The sequence below is a fragment of the Bradyrhizobium ottawaense genome (assembly GCF_002278135.3).
In the GTDB taxonomy this organism is placed as follows: Bacteria; Pseudomonadota; Alphaproteobacteria; order Rhizobiales; family Xanthobacteraceae; genus Bradyrhizobium; species Bradyrhizobium ottawaense.
In genome coordinates, this window is the sequence record NZ_CP029425.2 from 1,287,545 (window position 1) to 1,309,719 (window position 22,175).

A 22,175-nucleotide genomic window follows, 5' to 3' on the forward strand; every position below is an offset into this window, starting at 1 on the left:
GCGAGTCTAGCGATCGTCCAGCACGTCGCCGAAGCCGACCCAGCTCTTGCCATTGAAGCGGCGGAGCTGAAGCTGCTGGAACGGCAGATAATCGTCGGCGCCGGTCGTAACCGAGATTCCCGGCAGCAGCAGCGGCAGCTTCACCTCCTTCAGCGAGGCCGCCTGGCGCATGATGTTGTCGCGGCTGACGTCTTCCTTGCACGCCCTCAGCACCGTCATCAGCAGCGTCGCATAGTGGTAGCCGGCCGCGTAGTTGGAGTTGGAAAGGTCGGCGTTCGGCAGGTATTGCTTCATGAAGGCAAAATACTCCTTCACGCCGGGATCGTCGGCCCATTGCGGGTCCATCGTGTCCTTCTGGTTGCTCGACGAGATCAGGCCGACCGCGTTGTCGAGCCCGGCCGGCTCCAGGAACGAAATCGACGAAGCCGAGGTCGGCACGAAGAACAGTTCGGGCTTCCAGCCGATCTCGGCCACGCCCTTGACCATCTGCGAGGTGAATTTTCCGAGCACGACGCCGAACAGCACGTTGGCGCCCGAGGCCTTCAGGGTCGAGAGCTGAGAGCTGATCGTCGGCGCGCTGGTCTCATAGGTCTGTTCGGCGATGATCATGCCGGCCGCCTTGGCTCCGAGCGCGCGCTTGAAGCCTGCGACATAGTCGCGACCGAAATCGTCGTTCTGTGCCAGGATCGCGATCCTGGCGTCGGGCTTGGTCTGCAAGATGTATTTGGCATAGACCACGCCCTCGGATTCGTAGGCCGCCATCCCCGGCATCGTCCACGGATTCTTCTGCGGCTCGGCCCATTTGGTGGCGCCCGAGAGCACGAACAGCTGCGGCACCTTCTTGGCGTTGAGATAGCGCTGCACCGCGCTGTTGGTAGCGGTGCCGAGCGAGCCGAACATCATCAGCACCTCGTCCTGCTCGACCAGCTTGCGGGTCTGCTCGACCGTCTTCGGCGGCGAATAGGCGTCGTCCAGCGTGATGAACTTGACCTTGCGGCCGTTGATGCCGCCATCGGCATTGATCTTGTCGAAGAACGCTTCCTGCGTCCGCCCGATCGCGCCGAAGCCGGAGGCCGGGCCGCTATAGGGCAGGGTCTGCCCGATGCGGATCTCGGCGCTGCCGTCGGCGCGGGCGCTGCCGGCGCCGAGCGTCAGCAACGACATGCCGATCAATGCGGCTGCGAGCTTCATGGTGTCCTCCCGTTTTTTTCTTGTAGTCCGAGACGTCAGGCGCTGGCGCGGAGCAGGAAATCCTGCCGGGCCTGATCGAACTCCGCCTTCATCCGGTCGACCAAGTCGGCGACGGCAGGCGCATCGGTGATCTGGCCGATGCCCTGGCCCGAACCCCAGATGTCGCGCCACGCCTTTGATTTCGTGTTGCCGCCTGAGCCGAAATTCATCTTCGTCTTGTCGGCCATCGGCAGATTGTCCGGATCTAACCCCGCGGCGGCGATGGAGGGGCCGAGATAGTTGCCGTGCACGCCGGTAAAGAGGTTGGTGTAGACGATGTCGTGCGCGGCATGCTGCGTCAGCGCGGACTTGTAGGCTTCGTCGGCGTTGGCTTCCCTGGTCGCGATGAAACGCGTGCCCATATAAGCGAGGTCGGCGCCAAGCGTCAGCGCCGAGGCGATGCCGAAGCCGTCGCTGATCGCGCCCGACAGCAGGATCGTGCCCTTGAACCATTGCTTGACCTCGCGCACCAGCGCGAAGGGCGAGAGCGTTCCGGCATGCCCGCCGGCGCCCGCGCAGACCAGGATCAGGCCGTCGACGCCGTGCTCGGCCGCTTTCCGCGCATGCTTGACGTTGATGACGTCGTGGAACACCAGCCCGCCATAGGAATGCGCGGCCTCGACGATCTCCGCCGGCGGCCGCAGCGAGGTGATGATGATGGGGACGCGATGTTTCACGCAGGTCTCCATGTCCTTCATCAGGCGGTCGTTGGAGGCGTGGCAGATCTGGTTGACCGCGTAGGGCGCGACCTTTTTGCCCGGATTGAGCGATTTGTATTGCCCGAGCTCGTCCTCGATGCGGCTCAACCACGCGTCCAGCTTCTCGACCGGACGGGCGTTGAGCGCCGGAAACGAGCCGACGACGCCCGCCTTGCACTGGGCGATCACCAGCTCCGGTCCGGAGACGATGAAGAGCGGCGAGCCCACCACCGGCAGCGCGAGCGAATCCTTCAAGAGAGCGGGCAGCGCCATCATGTCCTCCCTGAAAACGCGGCCCCGCCGGCGGGCGGATGACGAGGCGTTTCCGTGTTAATTGTCGCGCGGGCGATTGCCGCCCGTGTCGCGGATTTGAACCCACTATAAGGTTGGACGGCGCCCTCCGGTCGTTCAATAATGAACGGATAGCCTTTCAGATATGAACGGGGGGAGCCGATTGGACTGGGATCTCTGCAAGACCTTCGTCGCGGTCGCCGATACCGGAAGCTTCACCGCGGCCGCCCGCCGGCTGCACACCAGCCATCCGACCGTCAGTCGCAAGATCGCGGCGCTGGAAGCCCAGCTCGGCACCAGGTTGCTGGCGCGCGCCGCCGACGGCCTGGCACTGACCGCGGATGGACGGACATTGCGCGAGCACGCCGAGGCCATGGCGGCGGCGGCGCTGCGGGCCGAGACCGCGGTCGCGGCCGGGGGACATAAGGCGCGCGGCATCGTCAAGCTTTCGATCGGCGCGACGCTGGCCTCGCATTGGCTGATGCCGCGCCTGCCCGCCTTCCTGCGTGCGCATGACCATGTCCAGCTCGAGATCATCACCCACCCGTTTCCGGCGAGCGTGCGTCGGCGTGAGGCGGACGTGGTGCTGCGGCCTTTCGACAGCGGCGAGGAAAACCTGGTCGGTCGCAAGATCGGCCGCCTTGGGACCGGATTCTACGCCTCGCGCGATTATGCCGCGGGGCGGTCCTTGCCTGAACGGCGCGGCGAGTGGAAGGAGCATAGCGTCGTCGGCTTCGCCGACCAGGCGTCGAATGCACAGCTTGCGCGCTGGAGCGACGTCGTCACCCGGCAGGCCAGGGTGGTGATGCGCTGCTCTTCCCAGGGGGACATGCTGGCGGCGGTCCGCGCCGGGATTGGCATCTCGGCGCTCTCCTGCTTCGTCGCAGAAAGCTATCCCGACCTCGTACGCGTCGCCCCGCAAAAGCTCGCCAGCGTGGCGGACCTGTGGCTGCTGGCCCATCCCGACCTCGTCGAGCTTCCGGCGGTGCGTGCTGTCGTGGATTTCGTCGCCGAATGCGCCCGGGCCGACCGCGCGAGGCTGCGGGGCTAAAGCATGATCCGGGAAAGTGCGCAGCGGTTTTCCGAAAAGCGCGATGACGTTTCATCCTAATCGCGTCGCGCTTTAGCCCGAGCCGGCGAGCACGCCCTCGCGCTTCTTCACCGCGCGATAATAGCTCCACCACAGATGCGCCGCCGCGCCGCGCAGCGGACGCCAGGGCTCGGCGAGCGGCGCCATCTGCTTCTCCGTCGGCCGCGCCTGAAGGCCGAGGCCGATCTTGATGGCCTCCTGCACGGCGAGATCGCCGGCAGGCCAGGCATCGCCATGGCCGAGGCAGAACAGGAGGTAGACGTCCGCGGTCCAGGGGCCGATGCCGGGCAGCGCGATCAACGTGTGATGCGCGGCGTCGGCATCCTCCTCGGCGAGCACGTCGAGGTTCAGCCGCTGCGCGCCGATCTCGCGGGCGAGATGCTTCAGCGTCTTGATCTTGGCGGCGGACAGGCCGAGCCGCCCGAGCCGGTCAGTGCGGGCCCGGCGCACCGCGTCGTGGTCGAACGGATCGAAGGCGGCCGACAACCGTCCCCAGATTGCCGCCGCGCTCGCGGTCGAGAGTTGCTGGCCGCAGACGATGTGGGCAAGGCCCGCAAAACCCGGCTCGCGCCGCCGCAACGCCGGCATGCCCGCGATCTCGAACACGGGTTTGAGGCGCGGGTCGCGCTTGATCAGCGCGTGGACGGCCTCTTCGAGATCGGACTGGGATTCGAGATGGATGGTCATTGCAGTTTGGCAAACTCTTTCGGACGTCATGTGGCCGGGCTTGACCCGCTTATCTATTATCCTACTCCGTCATTCCGGGGCGATGCGAAGTCGAACCCGGAATCTCGAGATTCCGGGTTCGGTCCTGCGGACCGCCCCGGAATGACAGCCGAGGCGGTCAAGCCCGGCCATGACGAGTTCTTTCTCATGACACCACCCGTTTTCCGATTCGCTCCGAGCCCGAACGGCTACCTGCATCTTGGCCACGCCTATTCGGCGCTGCTGAATTTCGACCGCGCGCGCGAGTCGGGCGGCCGGTTGTTGCTGCGGATCGAGGACATCGACACGACGCGCTGCCGGCCGGAATTCGAGGCGGCGATCTACGAGGATCTGGCCTGGCTCGGGATCGACTGGGAGACGCCGGTGCGGCGACAGTCGGAGCATCTCGCCGATTATCGCGCCGCGCTGGACAAGCTGTCGGCGCTTGGGCTCGTCTATCCCGCCTTCGAAAGCCGCGCCGAGATCGCAAAGCTCGTTTCCGCGCGCGAGGCGGACGGCCCGTGGCCGCGTGATCCCGACGGCGCGCCGCTTTATCCCGGCGAGTCCAAATCGCTGCCTGCCGACGCGCGGGCGCGCCTGATCGACAGCGGCGCGCCTTACGCGTTGCGGCTCGACATGACGGCGGCCTGCCGGTGCGTCGCCGGCCTGACCTGGAATGAGCTGGGCGAGGGGCCCGATGGCGAGCACGGCACCGTCCCGGCGCGGCCCGAGGCCTGGGGTGACGTCATCCTGGCGCGCAAGGAGACACCGACCAGCTACCACCTGTCCGTCGTCGTCGACGATGCGCTTCAGGGCGTCAGCGAGATCGTGCGGGGCCAGGACTTGTTTCACGCCACCGCCGTCCACCGCCTGCTCCAGGTCCTGCTCGGCCTGCCCGAACCCGCCTACCGTCATCACCGGCTGATTTGCGACAGCGAGGGGCGGAAGCTGTCGAAATCGAGCCACTCGACCGGTCTGCGCGCCTTGCGCGCGGCCGGCATCACGCCTGCCGGCATCCGTCGGCTGGTGGGATTAGGTTAAGTTTCTCTGGGGGTTAGCGAAACGCCGCCGTGACTCCGGGGGTTCCGCCGTGCCATGCTTGGCCGACAGCCCGGGGTTCGAAGGGGACACTTCGAAGGGGATTTATGGCGGCGAAAAAGCGCCCAGTGCGCACCACGCGGACGTCCAGGCGACCGCCTCGGAAGCGGTCCGGGACGACCGGCGGGTTGCGCAAGCGCAGCACCAAGGCGGTCGCGCCGGATGTCGTCCAGGCGGCGCTCGCCGCCTTTGCCCATGAGGTCCGCACCCCCCTGACCGGCATTCTGGCGATCAGCGACCTGCTGGCGACCTCCGATCTCGGCGAGCGGGAACGGCGCTGGGCCGACACCATCAAGGCCGGTGCCGAGCATCTGGCGAGCCTGGCCACGCTGTTCGTGGATGCCGCCAGAACCGGCAAGGGGGCCAGCAAGGCCGGAAGTACGCTGCGGCAGGACCTGTTCGATCTCCGCACGCTCGCCCGCAGCGCCGGCGATTCACTGGCCGGGCGTGCCGCGGCCAAGGGTCTCCAGGCCCAGGTCGAGATCTCCGACAAGCTCCCCGGCCTCGTGGTCGGCGATCCCGTCCGCCTGCGCGCCGCGCTCGAGAACCTGATCGACAATGCCGTGAAGTTCACCGACCAGGGCGGCGTGGCGCTCGAGGTCGCGCCCTGGCGTCCTGCCAAAGGCAAGGCAAAGGGCAAGTCAAAAGAGAAGGGCAGGGTCGGCGTCGCCTTCGCGGTGTCCGACAGCGGCATCGGTCTGACCATGGCCGAGATCAAGCGGCTGTTCCGCCCGTTCACCCAGGCCAATGTCACCATTGCCTCGCGCTTCGGCGGCGCCGGCTTAGGGCTGTCCTCGGTCAAGCAATTGGCACGCGCGATGGGCGGCGACATCACCGTCGCACCGCGCCGCGGCGGCGGCGCCACCTTTACGCTGACGGTGTCGCTCGATGCGGCGGGCCCCAGCAAATCCCGCAAGGCGAAGGGCGAGACCGAGGCGGATGCGGTCGCGGCGCTGCGCGTCCTCAGCGTCGAGGACAATCCGTTCGGCCGCGTCGTGCTCAACACGATTCTGACCGAGCTCGGCCATCATGCCGAGTTCATCGGGCGCGGCGAGGATGCAGTCGGCCGGCTGGCGCAAGGGGCGTTCGATGCGGTGCTGATGGATATGGTGCTGCCCGGCATCGACGGCGTCGAGGCCATCAGGCGGATCCGCACCATGCAGGCGCCGCTGGCTCGGATCCCGATCATCGGGGTGTCCGGTCGCGGCGAGGACGAGGCGGCCTCGCGCGAGGCCGGCGCCGACGCCTTCCTGGTCAAGCCTGTGTCTCCGCGGGCTTTAGCGACTGCGCTGCTTGAAGCGACACGCCGTGAGGAAGCCGTGACTTGATGATCGCGGCATTGAGCTCGCCGCCGTAAACGAAGATCGCGGCGATGAAGTACAGGAACACCAGCGCGATGATCACCGAGGCGAGCCCCGCATACATCGTCACGTAATTGTTGGCGAAGCGCGCCAGATATTGTCCGAACACGATGCCGGAGATCAGCGACGCCACGATGGTGAAGACGATGCCGGGCAGGATCTGGAGGAAGCCGCGCCGTCCCGCCGGCAGCCAGACGTGCAGGATGATCAGCGCCACCACCAGCGCACCGATCGTGATGCCGTAGCGCAGCCAGGTGAGGATGCTTTCGTTGGACTCGACGAACAGCGGGATGTGGCGCCGCGCCGCCTCGATCAAGAGCGGACCGAGCACGATCAGGAACGCCATGGCGAGCGCGGTGAAGGCCGCAATCAGCGTGTAGACAATCGATTCCAGACGCAGCCAGTACCAGCGCCGCATCTCCACCACCGCATAGGCGCGATTGAGTGCGACCCGGAGGGCCTCGACGCCGTTGGAGGCGAAATAGACCGACAGCGCCGCGCCGATCGTCAGAATGCCGGTGCGGGTCGTGGTCAGCACGTCATGCACCTCGCCCGAGATCGAATCGGCGACCTGCTTCGGCCAGATCTGCAGCATTAGGCTGGCGGCCTGGTCGGCGAGTTCCTTGGAGCCGAAGAAGCCCGCGAGTGAGGTCAGCACGATCAGGAACGGGAACAACGCCATCAGCGTCGACAGGGCGATGTGGCTCGCGATCGCCCAGCCGTCGTCGGCCAGGAACGTGTAGAACGCATCCTCCAAGACGCAGTAAATGTAGCGGATGGCTTTCACGTGGCACCTACACCGCTGCTCGCTCTCCCTGCACGTAGGGAGAGATCAGGAGAATAGGCAATGGGCGCAAATCGGAAATCATCGCGCTACCATCTGATATTCTTGCCCCAAAAGCCAGTTCGCGAAGCGCCTCGCTGTCATTCCGGGGCGCGCGCAGCGCGAGCTATGATGCGCAATTGCGCATCTGAGAATCCATTTCGCCGCAGTAGGGGTGGCCCGACGGATTCCCGGCTCGACGCTTCGCATCGCCCGGAAGGACGCCGGAGGCTGCCGCGGCACCATGGCGGACCGGCGCGCACGGTGTTATCACCCCCCAATGGCATCTCTCCTGACGACTTTCATCCTGCCGGCGGCAGCCGGCGCCGTGGCGTTGGTGCTGCTGCTCGGGCTCATCAACATGATGCGCGGCGGCTCGCCCAATACCTCGCAGAAGCTGATGCGCTGGCGCGTGCTGCTTCAGTTCGTGGCGATCGTCATCGCAATGCTCGCGGTCTGGGCGATGGGGCGGTAAGGCATGATCCGGACCCGAAGGGCCGCGTTAGCGCAAAGTGTGAAGCGGTTTTCCGACGAGATCATGCCCAAAATTAAGAGGCCTCTATGGTCGTACTGAATCGCATCTACACGAAGACCGGTGACGACGGCACGACGGCCCTCGGCTCGGGCGAGCGCCGCCCAAAATACGATCTGCGTATCGAGGCCTATGGCACGGTCGACGAAACCAATGCTGCGATCGGCGTGGTGCGGCTCCATACCCAGGATGCGCCCGAGCTCCACGCGATGCTGGGCCGCATCCAGAACGATCTGTTCGATCTCGGCGCCGACCTTGCGGTTCCGGAACGTGACGGCAAAGCCGAGCGCCTGCGGGTGGTGGCGAGCCAGGTCGAACGGCTCGAGCGCGACATCGATGCGCTCAACGACAAGCTCGCGCCGCTGACCTCCTTCGTGCTTCCCGGCGGCACGCCGGCTGCTGCTCATCTCCATGTGGCGCGCACGATATGCCGCAGGGCGGAACGGGTGATCGTGGAACTGGCGGCCCGACCCGGGGAGCAGGTCAGTGCAGCTGGCATCCAATATATGAACCGCCTGTCGGACTTCCTGTTCGTGGCCAGCCGAGCCGCCAACGGGAATGGCGCCGGCGACGTGCTCTGGGTTCCGGGCCAGAACCGCTGACCCATCGAGCTCTCGCATTTCAGAGGGCTAAAATTAGGCCCGTTCGCGCGTTGACCGGGGCAGATCGGGCCTTTAGGTTCCGCGCCAGTTGATAACCCCCCTCCTAAATTGAGTGAAAGAGGATCGATGAAGGTCTTAGTGCCGGTAAAGCGGGTGGTCGATTACAACGTCAAGGTCCGCGTCAAGGGCGATGGATCGGGCGTTGAACTCGCCAACGTCAAGATGTCGATGAACCCGTTCGACGAAATCGCGGTCGAAGAAGCGCTGCGCCTGAAGGAAGCCGGCAAGGCGACCGAAGTCGTGGTGGTTTCGATTGGACCTGCGCAGGCGTCGGAGACGATCCGCACGGGTCTTGCCATGGGCGCCGATCGCGGCATCCTGGTGATGGCCGAGGGCACCGTCGAGCCGCTCGCGGTCGCCAAGATCCTGAAGAAGGTTGCCGAAGAAGAGCAGCCGGGCCTGATCATTCTCGGCAAGCAGGCGATCGACGACGACAGCAACCAGACCGGCCAGATGCTGGCTGCGCTGCTCGGCTGGTCGCAGGCGACCTTCGCCTCGAAGCTCGAGGTCGAAGGTTCTGACTTCAAGGTCACCCGCGAAGTCGACGGCGGACTCCAGACCGTGAAGCTGAAGGGACCGACGATCGTCACCACCGATCTGCGTCTCAACGAGCCGCGCTATGCCTCGCTGCCGAACATCATGAAGGCCAAGAAGAAGCCGATCGCGGACAAGACCGTGGCCGATTACGGCGTCGACGTCGCTCCGCGTCTCGAGGTCGTCAAGACGACGGAGCCGGCCGGCCGCAAGGCGGGCGTCAAGGTCAAGGACGTCGCCGAGCTGGTGTCGAAACTCAAGAACGAAGCCGGGGTGCTCTGATGACGACGCTGCTGATTGCCGAACACGACAATGCGTCGCTCAAGGATGCGACCAACAAGGCCCTGACCGCGGCTGCCGCGCTCGGCGCGGACGTCGAGGTCCTCGTTGCCGGCCAGAACGCCAAGGCCGCGGCGGATGCCGCTGCCAAGCTTGCCGGTGTCAAGAAGGTGCTGCTCGCCGATGGCGAGCTCTATGCGCACGATCTCGCCGAGCCGCTGGCCGCGCTGATCGTTTCGCTGGCCTCCGGCTATGATGCGATCGTCGCGCCCGCGACCTCGCGCTTCAAGAACGTGATGCCGCGCGTCGCCGCCCTGCTCGACGTCATGCAGGTCTCGGAAATCATCAAGGTGGTCGCCCCCGACACCTATGAGCGCCCGATCTATGCCGGCAACGCCATCCAGACCGTGAAGTCCAAGGACGCCAAGAAGGTCATCACGGTGCGGACCTCGACCTTCGCCGCAGCCGGCGAGGGTGGCAGCGCACCGGTCGAGACCGTCGCGGCGGCGGCCGATCCGGCCCTGTCGTCCTTCGTCGGCGAGGAGGTCGCCAAGAGCGATCGTCCCGAACTGACCTCGGCCAAGATCATCGTCTCCGGTGGCCGCGCCATGCAGAGCCGCGAGAATTTTGCCAAGTACATCGAGCCGCTCGCCGACAAGCTTGGGGCCGGTGTCGGTGCCTCGCGTGCGGCGGTGGACGCCGGCTATGCGCCGAACGACTGGCAGGTCGGCCAGACCGGCAAGGTCGTGGCGCCCGAGCTCTATGTCGCCGTCGGCATTTCCGGCGCGATCCAGCATCTGGCCGGCATGAAGGACTCCAAGGTGATCGTCGCGATCAACAAGGACGAGGACGCGCCGATCTTCCAGGTTGCCGATTACGGCCTGGTCGCCGATCTCTACCAGGCGGTTCCGGAATTGACGGCCGAACTTGGCAAGCTTGGCAAGTAAAAGACGCCAAAAACACCGGCCGGAGGCATAAACTCCGGCCGGTGTTTCATTTCTGAAGCGTTTTCTTTGGCGTGGGGCACGCCGGGGAAGCGATCCAATCTAGGTTTCGAGCCCGGGTTCTGATTAAATCAAGCTTCTGATCAAATCAGACCTCCCGGCTCGGGGGATAGCAGGCGCGCTCGTCGCGCGCCGTTCCGGTGGATGACATTATGGCGGCAGTGATCAAGAAGGTCGGCGTGATCGGCGCGGGTCAGATGGGCAACGGCATCGCGCATGTCGCGGCGCTGGCCGGCTTCGACGTGGTGCTCAACGACGTTTCGCCTGATCGCCTCAAGTCGGGCATGGCCACCATCAACGGCAATCTGGCGCGCCAGGTCTCCAAGAAGGCCGTCTCCGAGGACGACAAGGCCAAGGCGATGGCGCGCATCACGTCCGCCGAGAAGCTGGACGACCTCGCCGACTGCGACCTCGTGATCGAGACCGCGGTCGAGAAGGAAGAGGTCAAGCGCAAGATCTTCCACGAGCTCTGCGCGGTCCTGAAGCCCGAGGCAATCGTCGCCTCCGATACCTCCTCGATCTCGATCACCCGGCTTGCCGCCGCCACCGACCGGCCCGAGCGCTTCATCGGCATTCACTTCATGAATCCGGTGCCGCTGATGGAGCTGGTGGAGCTGATCCGCGGCATCGCCACCGACGACCAGACCTTCGAGGCGTCCAAGGAATTCGTTGCCAAGCTCGGCAAGCAGGTCGCGGTCTCCGAGGATTTCCCGGCCTTCATCGTCAACCGCATCCTGCTGCCGATGATCAACGAGGCGATCTACACGCTGTATGAAGGCGTCGGCAACGTGGAGGCGATCGACGCGGCCATGAAGCTCGGCGCCCACCATCCGATGGGCCCGCTGGAGCTGGCTGATTTCATCGGCCTCGATACCTGCCTCTCCATCATGCAGGTGCTGCATGAGGGGCTGGCCGATTCCAAGTACCGCCCGTGCCCGCTGCTGGTGAAATATGTCGAGGCCGGCTGGCTCGGCCGCAAGACCCAGCGCGGCTTCTACGATTACCGCGGCGCCAAGCCGGTTCCGACGCGGTAGGGCGGTTTCGTGCCCCGGACGCTGCGCAGCGCGTCAGCGATGCGCTGCAGAGCCGGGGCCCAGAAGCCTCGTGCACGCTGAAGCATGGTCCCGGCTCTGCGGTGCGTCACTTCGTGCCGCGCCGCGTCCGGGACACAGACAAGAGGCCACACCACGGTCCTGTGACAATTCATGTCCCATTAACCCCTCGCGCCTAGGCTGCAGCCGGTAAGAGGGTTCGCGTAATGGACATGATGGCAATGGTCAGCACCATGCTGGCCGCTCAGCAAGGCGCGCTGCAGTCGAATATCTCGGCGACGCTGACCAAGCAGAACATGGACATGGAGAAATCCACCGTCCTGACGCTGATGGGTGCCGGGCAGCCTTCGCTGGCCAATGTCGGTGCCGGCGTCGGCGGCAATCTCAACGTCACCGCCTAAAAATCCCTAGAGCGACGCGGCGGCCTTGCCCGTCGCCGCCCGGATCAGCTTGAGCGCGTCCTCGCTCGCCCATTCCGCCGGTCCCGCGATCGTCGCAATCTCGCAGCCTTGCGGATCGACCAGCACCGAGGTGGGCATGCCAAGCGCCCGGCCTATCGCCTTAAGATCCTGAAAAACCTTGGCTTTCTGGTCGCTGAAATAGCCGATCCTGGTCAGATTGGCCTCTTTCAGGAACGTCTTCGGCTTCTCGGGGTCGCGGGTGTCGATATTGATCGCCACCACCTCGAAATTCGGGCCCGACAGCTTGCCCTGGAGCTCGTCCAGCGCCGGCATTTCCTTCCGGCATGGCACGCACCAGGTGGCCCAGAGGTTCACCAGCAGCGTCTTGCCGCGGAAATCGGACAGCTTCTTCGGCTTGCCGTCGGCGTCCTCGAAGGCGAGGTCGGGCAGCTTCAGGGGGGCGCTCGCCATGGTCAGCGCCGCCAGCTCGCCGTGGGCGAGGGGGGCGATTTTCTGCGCCGTCGCAACCGCCGGCTTGCAGGCCGGATCGCCGCCAGGCGACCGGCCCAGGCCCAGTCCGTACAGCGCGGCGAAGCCGGCCAGCCCTCCGACCGCCACGGTGGCGATGACGAGGGGGACCCGGCGCGTGGCGGAGGGCGTCTTGTCGAGCATATCGTTTGTCATCCGGTCGCAGATATGGCTATCAGGGGCCTCTTAATACGGCTGGCGGCGGCCAGCAAACGTGCGGCAAATCAAGGCGTGAGCAGGGGATCATGAGCAACAAGATGTGGGGCGGCCGGTTCTCGGAACGTCCCGACGAGATCATGGAAGAGATCAACGTCTCCATCGACGTCGATCGTCACCTCTTCGCCCAGGACATTGCCGCGTCCAAGGCCCACGCTGCGATGCTTGCCAGCCAGGGCATCATCACGGGCTCTGATGCGAAAAATATCGGCAAGGGTCTAGACACGATTTTGTCAGAGATCGGCAAGGGCGGCTTCGAGTTCAAGCGCGCGCTCGAGGACATCCATATGAATGTCGAGAGCCGCTTGTCCGAGCTGATCGGCCCCGCCGCCGGCCGCCTGCACACCGCGCGCTCGCGCAACGACCAGGTCGCGACCGATTTCCGTCTCTATGTCCGCGATGTTCTCGACGAGACCGACGCGGCGCTCGCCGCGTTCCAGGCCGCGCTGGTCAATCGCGCGCTGGAGCATGCCGCCACCGTGATGCCCGGCTTCACCCATCTGCAGACCGCGCAGCCCGTGACCTTCGGCCATCATCTGCTCGCCTATGTCGAGATGGCCGCGCGCGATCGCGGCCGTTTCCAGGATGCGCGCAAGCGGCTCAATGAATCCCCGCTCGGCGCCGCCGCGCTGGCCGGCACCTCGTTCCCGATCGACCGCCACGCCACCGCGAAGGCGCTTGGCTTCGACCGTCCGATGGCGAACTCGCTCGATGCCGTCTCCGACCGCGACTTCGTGCTGGAGACATTGTCGGCCGCCTCGATCTGTGCCGTCCACATGTCGCGCTTTGCCGAGGAGATCGTGATCTGGACCTCGCCGCTGGTCGGCATGATCCGGCTCAGCGACAAGTTCACCACTGGGTCCTCGATCATGCCGCAGAAGCGCAATCCGGATGCCGCCGAGCTGGTGCGCGCCAAGACCGGCCGCGTCATCGGCGCGCTCAACGGTCTCCTGATCGTGATGAAGGGCCTGCCGCTCGCCTATCAAAAGGACATGCAGGAGGACAAGCAGGGCGCCATGGAGGGCTTTGCCGCGCTGTCGCTGGCGATCCGCGCCATGACCGGCATGGTCCGCGACCTCGTGCCTGACGAAGCCAAGATGAAGCTTGCTGCGGGCGAGGGCTATGCCACCGCGACCGACCTTGCCGACTGGCTGGTGCGGACGCTGAAAATGCCGTTCCGTGAAGCCCATCACGTCACCGGCCGCATCGTCGCCAAGGCCGCCGAGGGCGGCGTCGCGCTGCACGAGCTGCCGCTCAAGGAGATGCAGGCGATCGAGCCGAAAATCACCAAGGACGTGCTCGGCGTGCTCTCGGTCGAATCGTCGGTGAAGAGCCGCACCAGCTTCGGCGGCACCGCGCCGAAGAACGTGGCGTCGCAGGCCAAGGCCTGGGCGAAGCGGCTGGAAAAAGAGCGAAAATTGGGCTGAGGGGCAAAATTTCGCTTATGTTTCATGGTCATCCGGCTCTCGCCAGAGCGCGCCAATCTCTGTATGGTGCGCCCCGCGTAGTGGGGATTTCGTCGTGACGTCAAAGTTTCGCCCGGCCGGCTCGGGGTGGGCCATCATTGTCTTGAGCCTGACGGCGCTTGCGCTTGCCGGCTGCGGCCGCAAGGGCCCGCTGGATTTGCCGCCGACCGCCAACGCGCCCACGGCCAACGGTGCTGCGCCAACCGACACCGAGACCGAGGCCCAGAGGACGCCGAGCGTGTTCAATCCCACCTACGGTGCGGATGCCGCGCCCGCGGCGGCCAAGGGCAGGAAGAAACCGTTCATTCTCGATCCGCTCCTGGACGAACCTCCCGGCAAGAAATAAGCCGGGACAACCGAGCCTGCGTCATGAACCATTTCGACTATCGCAACGGCGTGCTGCACGCCGAGGCGGTGAACCTGTCCGAGCTGGCCGCAACCGTCGGCACGCCGTTCTATTGCTATTCGACCGCGACGCTGGAGCGGCACTATCGCGTCTTCACCGAGGCCTTCGCCGGCGAGAAGGTGCTGGTCTGCTACGCCATGAAGGCGAACTCGAACCAGTCGGTGCTGCGCACGCTGGCCAAGCTGGGCGCCGGCGCCGACGTTGTCTCCGGTGGTGAATTGAAGCGCGCGCTGGCCGCCGGCATTCCGCCGAATAAGATCCTGTTCTCCGGTGTCGGCAAGACCGAACAAGAGCTGCGCGCCGCGCTCGCCGCCGACATCCTCTGTCTCAACGTCGAATCCGAGCCCGAGCTCGAGCTGCTGTCGCGCCTGGCGACCGAGACGGGCAAGACCGCGCGCATCTCGCTCCGCGTCAATCCCGATGTCGACGCCGGCACCCACGCCAAGATTTCCACCGGCAAGTCCGAGAACAAGTTCGGCATCCCGATCGTGCATGCGCGAGAGGTCTATGCCCGCGCCGCCAAGCTCCCGGGCATCGAGGTAACAGGCACCGACGTGCACATCGGCAGCCAGATCACCGACCTCTCCGGCATGGAGACCGCCTTCCGCATCCTCTCCGAATTCGTGCAGACGCTGCGCGCCGACGGCCACAACATCTCCCATGTCGATTTCGGCGGCGGCCTCGGCATTCCCTATTACATGGACCGCGAGGCGCCGCCGGCGCCGGCGGCCTATGCCGCCATGGTCAAGCGCGTCAGCCACAATCTCGGCTGCACGCTGATGTTCGAGCCGGGCCGCATGATCGTCGGCAATGCCGGCATCCTGGTCGCCAAGGTGATCTATGTGAAGCACGGCGACGGCAAGAATTTCGTCATCATCGACGCCGCCATGAACGACCTCATTCGCCCGACGCTGTACGAGGCACATCACGACATCCTGCCGGTGAAGCAGCCCGCCAAGGGCGCGGCCACCATCATGGCCGATGTCGTCGGCCCGGTCTGCGAGACCGGCGACTATCTCGCACTCGACCGCACGCTGCCGACGCCCGCGCCCGGCGATCTCATCGCCATCATGACCGCGGGCGCCTATGGCGCGGTGCAGGCCGGCACCTACAACACGCGGCCGCTGGTGCCGGAGGTGCTGGTGAAGGACGATCAGTACGCCGTGGTCCGTCCGCGCATCGAGGTCGAGCAGCTGATCGCGATGGACACGCCGGCGCCGTGGCTGTGAGACGACGCCGGCTCAACAGCCGCGGTGTCGTCGCCGCGTAGGCGGGGAGTCATAACCACAGGAAGTGGTTATGACTCGAAGCTGGTGACTCCGAGCCTTCGCCAAACACCCTCCTGTGGCTATGGGTCCCGGATCTGCGCTTCGCTTGTCCGGGACGACGAGCGGAGATTGGGATCGCTACTTCCCCGTCACCCCACCCTTCGCTCCACCCACCACAACGCCCGCCTTCTTCTCGATCGGCTTGATCGCCGCGGTGAAATCGGACTCGGCGCCTTCCGCGCTGATCACGGTCTCCCACAACCGCCCGACCGCGTCGGCGACCTCCATCGACAGGCCGAGCTGCTTCATCTCCTCGAGCGCCAGCCGCACGTCCTTCACCATCAACCCCGTGGCGAAGCCGAAGTCGAAGCTGCGCGGCAGCACGGCGCGCGGAAACTTGTCTCGGCTCGCGGTGTTCATGCCGGAGCCGGCATTGATGACGTCGATCATGACGGCGGGATCAAGCCCGGCCTTCACGCCCATCACGACCGCTTCCGAGGTCGCCGCGATCGCGGTGGCCGACAGGAAATTGTTGGCGAGCTTCATGGTCTGCGCCGCGCCGGGCTTCTCGCCGATGAAGAACACTTTCCCGATCACGTCGAGGGCGGGCCTGAGCAGCTCGAACTCCGCCTTCGGCCCTGACACCATCACCGCCAGCGTGCCCTTCTCGGCACCGCCGACGCCGCCGGAGACGGGGCAGTCGATCTGCACGATGTTGCGCTTGGCGAGGAGGCCGTGAATTTTCACGGCCATCGCGGATCCGACGGTGGAGAGATCAATGAAGCGCTTTGCGCGGCTGCCCTCGATGACGCCGTTCGCTCCCGTTGCAACCTCGAGCGAAGCCTGCAGCGAGGGCAGGCTCGCCATCACGGTCTCGACCTGGTCGGCGACGTCCTTCGGCGATGTCGCTGGCTTAGCGCCGAGCGCTTCGAGCTTGCCCGTCACCTCCTTGCGCGTGTCGAACACGACGAGCCCGTGTCCCGCCTCGATCAGCCGCCGCGCCATCGGGAAACCCATGTTTCCGAGCCCGATGAATCCGATGTCCATAGTGTTTCCTTGTGGTTGTTATTCGTTGGTGGTTGAACGTGAAGCGGCCATCATTCTCCGCTCGTCGTCCCGGGGCATCGCGAAGCGATGAGCCCGGGACCCATAACCACAGGGAGGTGTCGTTGCGCGGAAGCGGTCACTCCGAGTCCCGCTAACCACAGCTGCCTGTGGTTATGGGTCCCGGGTTCGCGCTACGCGCGCCCCGGGACGACAGCGGAGATTTTGACGACATCTCACGCCTTGCCGTCGATCTCCGCGAACACCTCGCGCGCGATGCGGAAGCTGTCGACGGCGGCGGGCATGCCGCCATAGATCGCGACCTGCATCAGGATCTCGCGGATCTCCTCGCGGCTGACGCCATTGGTCAGCGCGCCCTTCAGATGCGCGCGAAACTCGTGCTGGCGGTTGAGGATCGCGATCATGGCGATGTTGAGCATGCTGCGGGTCTTGCGCGGCAGCTCCTCGCGGCCCCACACCGTGCCCCAGCAATATTCGTTCAGCATCTCCTGGAACGGGCGGTTGAAATCGTCGACGTTCTTCAGTGCGTTGTTGACATAGGCCTCGCCCAGCACCGCTTTGCGGACTTCCAGGCCCTTGTCGTGCATCTTCTTGTCCATGGCGTTTCCTCTCTTGTCCCTCGGGGCGGCGCGGAAATTACGGGGTTGCCGCGGGCCAGTCACGTCCTCGTGTTATGCGGGAAAAGGGGTGTCTCCCGTGCCGGAACGGATGCCTCAGTGCTGCCGTTGTGATAGGCTTCTCTACCGGGCAACCTGGAGAGTTGATTGAACGGCGTCACCCCCGACCCGTCAGACCCGATCCGCAACAGCGATGCTCTGTCGCGGCTGAAGCTGGCGCAGGCCCTCGATCGGGCCATTTATGCCATCGCGTGGGAGCGTGCCTGGCCGAATTTGGCGCGGCTTCTGACCGTCGTCGGGCTGTTCCTGGTGGTGTCCTGGGCCGGCCTCTGGCTGGCGCTGCCGTTCATTGCCCGTGCCATCGGTCTCGTCGTTTTCGCCGGCATCGCCATTGCCGTCCTGTTTCCCTTGATTCGCTTCCGCTGGCCGAGCCGCGAGGAGGCACTCAGCCGGCTCGATCGTGGCTCCGGCATCCGTCATCGCCCGGCCACGACGCTGACGGACACGCTGTCCTCGCAGGACCCGGTCGCACAGGCGCTGTGGCAGGCGCAGCGCGAGCGTACGCTGGCCTCGCTCAAGCGCATCCGCGCCGGTCTGCCGCATCCGCGGCTCGCGCTGCATGATCCCTGGGCGCTGCGCGCGCTGGTCATGGTGATGCTGGTCGCGACCTTCTTCGCCGCCGGCGATGAGCGCGCGATGCGGCTCGGGGCCGCTTTCGACTGGAACGGCGTGCTGGCGCCGGCCAATGTTCGCGTCGATGCCTGGGTCACTCCGCCGCTTTACACCGGCAAGCCGCCGGTCATCCTGTCGGCCGCCAACAAGGAGGCCGCGGCGGTGCCCGCCGCCGGCCCGCTTGCCGTTCCCGCCGGCTCAACCCTGATCGTACGCTCCTCCGGCGGCAGCCTGGATGTCGTCGTCTCCGGCGGCCTCAAGGAGGCCGCTCCCGCGGAAGCCGCGCCCAAGGGCACCAACGAGAAGCATTTCACCATCACCGCAGACGGCACCGCGCATGTCCGCGCGCCCTCCGGCCAGCCGCAATGGGCGTTTGCGGCAACGCCGGACCGTGCACCGACGATCGCGCTCGCCAAGGATCCCGAGCGCCAGGCGCGCGGCGGGCTCCAGCTCTCCTACAAGATCGAGGACGATTACGGCGTGACCGGCGCGGATGCCCAGATTGCCTTGCGCCCCGCCGACGCCAAGGATGGCAGCAAGGATAGCAAGGATTCCGACGGCAAGGCCGCGGCGCGTCCGCTGTTCCAGCCGCCGCAATTCCCGCTCGTGCTGCCGAACGCGCGCACCCGCAACGGCGTCGGCCAGACCGTGAAGGATCTCAGCGAGGACCCCTATGCCGGCGCCGACGTCACGCTGACGCTCACCGCCAAGGACGAGGCCGGCAACGAGGCCAGGAGCGAACCCTTCAACATGCGCCTGCCCGAGCGTCTGTTCACCAACTCGCTCGCGCGCGCGCTGATCGAGCAGCGCCGCATCCTCGCGCTCGACGCCAACAGGAATTCCGACGTCTACACCGCGCTCGACGCGCTCATGATCGCACCCGAATTGTTCACGCCGGATGCCGGCTGCTATCTCGGCCTCCGGAGTCTGGCGAGCCAGCTCGAGGCCGCCCGCACCGACGATGCGCTGCGCAACGTGGTGGCGAGCATGTGGGCCTTCGCGACGACCATCGAGGATGACGGCGTCGCCGGCAGTGTCAACGCCGCGCTACGCTCGGCGCAGGATGCGCTCAAGGCGGCGCTGGACCGCGGAGCCAGCGAGGACGAGCTCAGGGTGCTGACGCAGAAGCTGCGTGAGGCCATGGCCGGCAAGGTGCGCGATCTCGCCCGCCGCGCCGAGCAGAATCCGCTCGGCGCCCGGCAGCCGTTCCCGGCGGAGGTCCAGCTCATCCTCGACAAGGCAGTCGAGCTGCGACAAAAGACCCAGCATGCGACGCCCGAGCAGCTCGCCGAGCTGGCGCAGCAGCAGGACGTCTTGCGCGAGCAGCTTCAGGCCTATCGCAAATCGGCGAACAGCCGTGCCAACAAGGCAGGGGACGACAAGACCAACCAGTTTACGCGGGACCGGAAATGCGGAAGCTAGCACCCGTGCCAGTCTTGAAGGCGATGTCGATCGCCTGCCTCGCCATGCTGTTGGGCGGCGTCTCGCCGGCCGCGGCTCAGCTGGATCAGGATCCCGATGCGCTGCTCGACAGCGCGGAAAAGGCGATGCAGGAATCCGGCGACAGCCTCAGGCAGAAGGAATCCGGGAAGAGCCTGAACAACCAGTCCGACGCCATTCAGAAGCTCGAGGAGTACAAGCGCGCCACGGAAAGAAGCCAGTCGTCCAATCGCGATCGTTCCGTCATCACGCAGCGCGATCTGGATGACCTGCTGCGGCAGATCGAGAAGGCGGCGCGCGAGGGCAACAAAGAGGCGGCCCAGCGCATGCTCGAGCAGCTCGCGCAGATCATGGAAAATCTCCAGATGGCGCAGCCCGGGCAGTCCGGCGAGAGCGACATGGAGCAGGCGCTGAACGAGCTCAGCGACATGATCCGCAAGCAGCAGCAATTGCGCGACAAGACTTTTAAGCAGGGCCAGGATTCCCGGCGTGACCGCTCGCGCGGCAAGCCGCAGGGCGACCAGTCGATGTCGGACCTGCAGCAGGATCAGCAGTCGCTGCGCGACCGCCTGAAGAAGCTGCAGGACGAGCTCGCCAAGCGCGGCCTCGCGCAGAAGGGACAGAAAGGCCAGAAGGGTCAGCAGGGTCAGAAAGGGCAGCAGGGCGATCCGGGCCAGAGCGGCGATCAGGACGGCGACCAGGGCGATGATGACGGCAGCCTCGATGCCGCCGACGGCGCCATGGGCGATGCCGGCTCGAAGCTCGGCGAAGGCAATGCCGATGGCGCCGTGGACTCGCAGGGCAAGGCCCTCGACGCGATGCGCAAGGGCGCGCAGAAGATGGCCGAGGCGATGCAGCAGGGCGATGGCGACGGGCAGGGCGATGGTCCCGGCAATCGGGCCGGCCGGCAGCAAAGCGGCGGCAATCAGACCGATCCGCTGGGCCGCCCGCTTCACGGCCGCGATCTTAGCGACGACTACACCGTCAAGATCCCGGGCGAGATCGACGCCCAGCGCGTCCGCCGCATCCTCGAAGAGCTCCGCCGCCGCCTCGGCGACAGCTCGCGCCCGCAGATCGAGCTCGATTACATCGAGCGGCTGCTGAAGGATTTTTGAGGCGAAGTCGCCACAAGCTCACTGTCATCGCCCGGCTTGCCGCCTTCGCTGAAGCTTCGGCGTGCCAGCGCCGTGTGGGCCTCGGCGTAGCATCGCGGAGCCGGGACCGGGCGATCCAGTATTCCAGAGACAGCAGTGACTAAGTCGATAGGCCGCGGCCTACTGGATGCCCCGGTCCCGGCTCCGCGATGCTACGCCGGGCCCACGCGGGTACTCGGCCGGCGAAGCGTCAGCGAAGACGGCAAGCCGGGGCATGACAGCGGTATGTGTGGTTAAGGTTGCCCGCCACTACCCCTTCTTCGCCGCCAGCGCGTCCGCCACCGCGGTGCGGATGTCGGCGACCGAGAACGGTTTTGTCACGACGTCGTGCACCAGCGCATTGAGGTTCGAGGCGCGCTCGCGCTGGTCGGCAAAGCCGGTCATCAGCAAGATGGTCAAATCGGGAAAATCGCGCGCGGCGGAGAGCGCCAGCGCGATGCCGTCCATCACGGGCATCTGGATGTCGGTGAGCAGCAGGTCGAAGGCGCCGTCCTCGCGGGTCAGGATCTCCAGCGCCTCGGCGCCGTCCTGCGCGGTGACCGTTTCGTGCCCGTCCATGGCGATGGCGCGCGCCACCAGCGTGCGCATCGAATCTTCGTCATCGGCGATCAAGATCTTCGGCATGGGACCAACTTTCGGACCAACCTCGGTACCGGGCGGCGCGATTATACGCTGCCGCCGGCAATGTCGCGCCGGTTGAAGAAGCGAACGTCGATATTGCGGCCTTCCGGCGGCGGCGAGGCCAGGCGGGAGCGGAAGAAGGCGCGCTCGCCGGGCCGCAGCACGGTCTGCTCCAGCACCGTATTCCAGGCGTAGATCTCCGCGCCTTGCCCGTCGCGCACGGCAAAGCGCAGCCGCGGAATGTCGAGCGGCTTCTTGCCCTCGCCGACGATCACACCCTCGATCACCAGCACCTGCTTACCGTCCACGGTCTCGCTGGACAGCTTCACGTCCTTGAAGGCGAGGCCCCGCAGGTTCACCTCGAGCCCGACCATCTTGTAGAAAGCGGCGGTCTGCGGCAGCAGCCGCACCATGTCGCCGCGCCAGATCACCAGCGCCAGAACCAGCGCGCCCATGGCGGCGCAGGCGGTCGGCAGGCCGAAATGGGATTTTTTGAGCGACGCGGTGGCGACTGGACGGCTCACCCGCGCGCCGCGGCGGCCGAACAAGCCGCGGAACCAGGACTGGTGCTGCGCGCCGACGACCTCCTCCTCGGCTTCCCGGGCGGCCGCGGACCACTCGTCTTCGGTTTCCTTGGCCTCTTCGTCGGGCCAGTCGCTGGCAATCGAGGGGCTGTCGACGACGGGCGCATCAGTGGCGCCGTCGTCCTTGGCATAGGAGTTCCATTGCTCGGCAAGATCGGTCTGGTCGTCGGCCTGGCTGGCCGCGGCCATGGCCGGGACGGATGCCTCCTCGATGGCATCCTCGGCATGGGCGATCCAGGTCTCCTTGCAGCGGGAACAGCGGACCGCCCGTCCGTTCGCCCCAAGGCTCGCAAGCTTGATGGCGTAGGATGTCATACAATGGGGGCAGACGATATGCATGGACGAGCCTTGACGATGACCGCGTCGGGGAGAGCCGCG

23 protein-coding genes are annotated in these 22,175 nt (G+C 66.0%); 14 read left to right on the top strand and 9 right to left on the bottom strand.

The genetic code is table 11. The annotated features are described in order from the left end of the window. Positions 1-6: 6 nt before the first annotated feature. Entirely contained in the window at positions 7-1,191 is a 1,185-nt protein-coding gene (locus CIT37_RS06130) for an ABC transporter substrate-binding protein (protein WP_095425148.1), read from the bottom strand. Positions 1,192-1,226: 35 nt separating this feature from the next. Then, the gene (locus tag CIT37_RS06135) at positions 1,227-2,201 is read right to left on the bottom strand and encodes an NAD(P)H-dependent flavin oxidoreductase (protein ID WP_028139915.1); all 975 of its coding nucleotides are present in this window, start codon (positions 2,199-2,201) and stop codon (positions 1,227-1,229) included. 181 nt (positions 2,202-2,382) lie between these two features. On the opposite strand from CIT37_RS06135, the gene CIT37_RS06140 reads away from it, so the two are divergent. Then, positions 2,383-3,270, top strand: a complete 888-nt coding sequence (locus CIT37_RS06140) for a LysR family transcriptional regulator (RefSeq protein WP_028139916.1) — start codon at positions 2,383-2,385, stop codon at positions 3,268-3,270. A gap of 72 nt (positions 3,271-3,342) precedes the next feature. Here the strand turns inward: CIT37_RS06140 and CIT37_RS06145 are convergent, their stop codons facing one another. Beyond that, positions 3,343-3,996, bottom strand: coding sequence for a DNA-3-methyladenine glycosylase family protein (locus CIT37_RS06145; RefSeq protein ID WP_095425149.1), 654 nt, complete (start codon positions 3,994-3,996; stop codon positions 3,343-3,345). Between the two features lie 186 nt (positions 3,997-4,182). Between CIT37_RS06145 and gluQRS the strand changes: the two genes are divergently transcribed. Further along, positions 4,183-5,055, top strand: coding sequence for a tRNA glutamyl-Q(34) synthetase GluQRS (gene gluQRS / locus CIT37_RS06150; RefSeq protein ID WP_095425201.1), 873 nt, complete (start codon positions 4,183-4,185; stop codon positions 5,053-5,055). Between the two features lie 104 nt (positions 5,056-5,159). Then, on the top strand, positions 5,160-6,440 hold the full coding sequence (locus CIT37_RS06155; protein ID WP_095425150.1) for an ATP-binding protein: 1,281 nt from the start codon (positions 5,160-5,162) through the stop codon (positions 6,438-6,440). On the opposite strand, the gene CIT37_RS06160 is transcribed toward CIT37_RS06155, so the two are convergent. Then, the gene (locus CIT37_RS06160; protein WP_028139920.1) at positions 6,367-7,260 is read right to left on the bottom strand and encodes a YihY/virulence factor BrkB family protein; all 894 of its coding nucleotides are present in this window, start codon (positions 7,258-7,260) and stop codon (positions 6,367-6,369) included. The genes CIT37_RS06155 and CIT37_RS06160 overlap by 74 nt on opposite strands. A gap of 316 nt (positions 7,261-7,576) precedes the next feature. Here CIT37_RS06160 and CIT37_RS06165 point away from each other — a divergent pair, with 316 nt between their 5' ends. The 6 genes from CIT37_RS06165 (at position 7,577) to CIT37_RS06190 (ending at position 11,760) form a co-directional block, all read left to right on the top strand. Beyond that, complete coding sequence (locus tag CIT37_RS06165; protein WP_028139921.1) at positions 7,577-7,771, top strand: twin transmembrane helix small protein; 195 nt, start codon at positions 7,577-7,579, stop codon at positions 7,769-7,771. Positions 7,772-7,857: 86 nt separating this feature from the next. After that, entirely contained in the window at positions 7,858-8,430 is a 573-nt protein-coding gene (locus CIT37_RS06170) for a cob(I)yrinic acid a,c-diamide adenosyltransferase (RefSeq protein ID WP_028139922.1), read from the top strand. 126 nt (positions 8,431-8,556) lie between these two features. Continuing rightward, positions 8,557-9,306, top strand: coding sequence for an electron transfer flavoprotein subunit beta/FixA family protein (locus CIT37_RS06175; RefSeq protein WP_095425151.1), 750 nt, complete (start codon positions 8,557-8,559; stop codon positions 9,304-9,306). Then, positions 9,306-10,250 (top strand): electron transfer flavoprotein subunit alpha/FixB family protein, encoded by a 945-nt coding sequence (locus CIT37_RS06180; protein ID WP_028139923.1) that lies wholly within the window; start codon positions 9,306-9,308, stop codon positions 10,248-10,250. The genes CIT37_RS06175 and CIT37_RS06180 overlap by 1 nt, the downstream gene beginning before the upstream one ends. A 209-nt stretch (positions 10,251-10,459) precedes the next feature. Beyond that, a complete protein-coding gene (locus CIT37_RS06185) occupies positions 10,460-11,341 on the top strand; it encodes a 3-hydroxybutyryl-CoA dehydrogenase (protein WP_028139924.1) in 882 nt (293 codons plus the stop codon). Positions 11,342-11,565: 224 nt separating this feature from the next. After that, the gene (locus tag CIT37_RS06190) at positions 11,566-11,760 is read left to right on the top strand and encodes a hypothetical protein (protein WP_091960250.1); all 195 of its coding nucleotides are present in this window, start codon (positions 11,566-11,568) and stop codon (positions 11,758-11,760) included. A 6-nt stretch (positions 11,761-11,766) separates the two neighbouring features. Here the strand turns inward: CIT37_RS06190 and tlpA are convergent, their stop codons facing one another. Next, on the bottom strand, positions 11,767-12,432 hold the full coding sequence (tlpA, locus tag CIT37_RS06195) for a thiol:disulfide interchange protein TlpA (protein WP_095425202.1): 666 nt from the start codon (positions 12,430-12,432) through the stop codon (positions 11,767-11,769). 101 nt (positions 12,433-12,533) lie between these two features. Between tlpA and argH the strand changes: the two genes are divergently transcribed. The 3 genes from argH to lysA all read left to right on the top strand — a co-directional run bounded on the left by argH (position 12,534) and on the right by lysA (position 15,605). Further along, the gene (gene argH, locus CIT37_RS06200) at positions 12,534-13,931 is read left to right on the top strand and encodes an argininosuccinate lyase (protein WP_028139927.1); all 1,398 of its coding nucleotides are present in this window, start codon (positions 12,534-12,536) and stop codon (positions 13,929-13,931) included. A 94-nt stretch (positions 13,932-14,025) separates the two neighbouring features. Beyond that, the gene (gene lptM / locus CIT37_RS06205) at positions 14,026-14,316 is read left to right on the top strand and encodes an LPS translocon maturation chaperone LptM (protein ID WP_038948523.1); all 291 of its coding nucleotides are present in this window, start codon (positions 14,026-14,028) and stop codon (positions 14,314-14,316) included. A gap of 23 nt (positions 14,317-14,339) precedes the next feature. Continuing rightward, on the top strand, positions 14,340-15,605 hold the full coding sequence (gene lysA, locus CIT37_RS06210; RefSeq protein WP_028139929.1) for a diaminopimelate decarboxylase: 1,266 nt from the start codon (positions 14,340-14,342) through the stop codon (positions 15,603-15,605). A 177-nt stretch (positions 15,606-15,782) separates the two neighbouring features. On the opposite strand, the gene CIT37_RS06215 is transcribed toward lysA, so the two are convergent. Both CIT37_RS06215 and CIT37_RS06220 read right to left on the bottom strand, forming a co-directional pair. Next, positions 15,783-16,691, bottom strand: coding sequence for an NAD(P)-dependent oxidoreductase (locus CIT37_RS06215; protein WP_028139930.1), 909 nt, complete (start codon positions 16,689-16,691; stop codon positions 15,783-15,785). Positions 16,692-16,924: 233 nt separating this feature from the next. Beyond that, complete coding sequence (locus CIT37_RS06220; RefSeq protein WP_018316258.1) at positions 16,925-17,308, bottom strand: carboxymuconolactone decarboxylase family protein; 384 nt, start codon at positions 17,306-17,308, stop codon at positions 16,925-16,927. Positions 17,309-17,473: 165 nt separating this feature from the next. On the opposite strand from CIT37_RS06220, the gene CIT37_RS06225 reads away from it, so the two are divergent. Together CIT37_RS06225 and CIT37_RS06230 are read left to right on the top strand one after the other, a co-directional pair. After that, positions 17,474-19,420 (top strand): TIGR02302 family protein, encoded by a 1,947-nt coding sequence (locus CIT37_RS06225; protein ID WP_095425152.1) that lies wholly within the window; start codon positions 17,474-17,476, stop codon positions 19,418-19,420. After that, positions 19,408-20,553 (top strand): DUF4175 family protein, encoded by a 1,146-nt coding sequence (locus CIT37_RS06230; RefSeq protein ID WP_028139932.1) that lies wholly within the window; start codon positions 19,408-19,410, stop codon positions 20,551-20,553. Before CIT37_RS06225 ends, CIT37_RS06230 begins: the two co-directional genes overlap by 13 nt. Before the next feature lie 288 nt (positions 20,554-20,841). Here CIT37_RS06230 and CIT37_RS06235 read toward each other — a convergent pair whose 3' ends face one another. Together CIT37_RS06235 and CIT37_RS06240 are read right to left on the bottom strand one after the other, a co-directional pair. After that, positions 20,842-21,216, bottom strand: a complete 375-nt coding sequence (locus CIT37_RS06235) for a response regulator (RefSeq protein WP_025033579.1) — start codon at positions 21,214-21,216, stop codon at positions 20,842-20,844. Positions 21,217-21,257: 41 nt separating this feature from the next. Next, complete coding sequence (locus CIT37_RS06240) at positions 21,258-22,136, bottom strand: MJ0042-type zinc finger domain-containing protein (RefSeq protein WP_095425153.1); 879 nt, start codon at positions 22,134-22,136, stop codon at positions 21,258-21,260. Positions 22,137-22,175 lie beyond the last annotated feature (39 nt).

What these genes read in the sequence shown, in the direction of transcription:
- CIT37_RS06185 (WP_028139924.1), top strand. Translation starts at nt 10,460, where the DNA reads ATGGCGGCAGTGATCAAGAAGGTCGGCGTGATCGGCGCGGGTCAGATG.
- CIT37_RS06180 (WP_028139923.1), top strand. Translation starts at nt 9,306, where the DNA reads ATGACGACGCTGCTGATTGCCGAACACGACAATGCGTCGCTCAAGGAT.
- CIT37_RS06240 (WP_095425153.1), bottom strand. Translation starts at nt 22,136, where the DNA reads ATGCATATCGTCTGCCCCCATTGTATGACATCCTACGCCATCAAGCTT.
- CIT37_RS06145 (WP_095425149.1), bottom strand. Translation starts at nt 3,996, where the DNA reads ATGACCATCCATCTCGAATCCCAGTCCGATCTCGAAGAGGCCGTCCAC.
- CIT37_RS06165 (WP_028139921.1), top strand. Translation starts at nt 7,577, where the DNA reads ATGGCATCTCTCCTGACGACTTTCATCCTGCCGGCGGCAGCCGGCGCC.
- CIT37_RS06215 (WP_028139930.1), bottom strand. Translation starts at nt 16,691, where the DNA reads ATGGACATCGGATTCATCGGGCTCGGAAACATGGGTTTCCCGATGGCG.
- lysA (WP_028139929.1), top strand. Translation starts at nt 14,340, where the DNA reads ATGAACCATTTCGACTATCGCAACGGCGTGCTGCACGCCGAGGCGGTG.
- argH (WP_028139927.1), top strand. Translation starts at nt 12,534, where the DNA reads ATGAGCAACAAGATGTGGGGCGGCCGGTTCTCGGAACGTCCCGACGAG.
- CIT37_RS06130 (WP_095425148.1), bottom strand. Translation starts at nt 1,191, where the DNA reads ATGAAGCTCGCAGCCGCATTGATCGGCATGTCGTTGCTGACGCTCGGC.
- CIT37_RS06220 (WP_018316258.1), bottom strand. Translation starts at nt 17,308, where the DNA reads ATGGACAAGAAGATGCACGACAAGGGCCTGGAAGTCCGCAAAGCGGTG.
- CIT37_RS06190 (WP_091960250.1), top strand. Translation starts at nt 11,566, where the DNA reads ATGGACATGATGGCAATGGTCAGCACCATGCTGGCCGCTCAGCAAGGC.
- CIT37_RS06155 (WP_095425150.1), top strand. Translation starts at nt 5,160, where the DNA reads ATGGCGGCGAAAAAGCGCCCAGTGCGCACCACGCGGACGTCCAGGCGA.
- tlpA (WP_095425202.1), bottom strand. Translation starts at nt 12,432, where the DNA reads ATGCTCGACAAGACGCCCTCCGCCACGCGCCGGGTCCCCCTCGTCATC.
- CIT37_RS06230 (WP_028139932.1), top strand. Translation starts at nt 19,408, where the DNA reads ATGCGGAAGCTAGCACCCGTGCCAGTCTTGAAGGCGATGTCGATCGCC.
- CIT37_RS06170 (WP_028139922.1), top strand. Translation starts at nt 7,858, where the DNA reads ATGGTCGTACTGAATCGCATCTACACGAAGACCGGTGACGACGGCACG.
- CIT37_RS06235 (WP_025033579.1), bottom strand. Translation starts at nt 21,216, where the DNA reads ATGCCGAAGATCTTGATCGCCGATGACGAAGATTCGATGCGCACGCTG.
- CIT37_RS06175 (WP_095425151.1), top strand. Translation starts at nt 8,557, where the DNA reads ATGAAGGTCTTAGTGCCGGTAAAGCGGGTGGTCGATTACAACGTCAAG.
- gluQRS (WP_095425201.1), top strand. Translation starts at nt 4,183, where the DNA reads ATGACACCACCCGTTTTCCGATTCGCTCCGAGCCCGAACGGCTACCTG.
- CIT37_RS06135 (WP_028139915.1), bottom strand. Translation starts at nt 2,201, where the DNA reads ATGGCGCTGCCCGCTCTCTTGAAGGATTCGCTCGCGCTGCCGGTGGTG.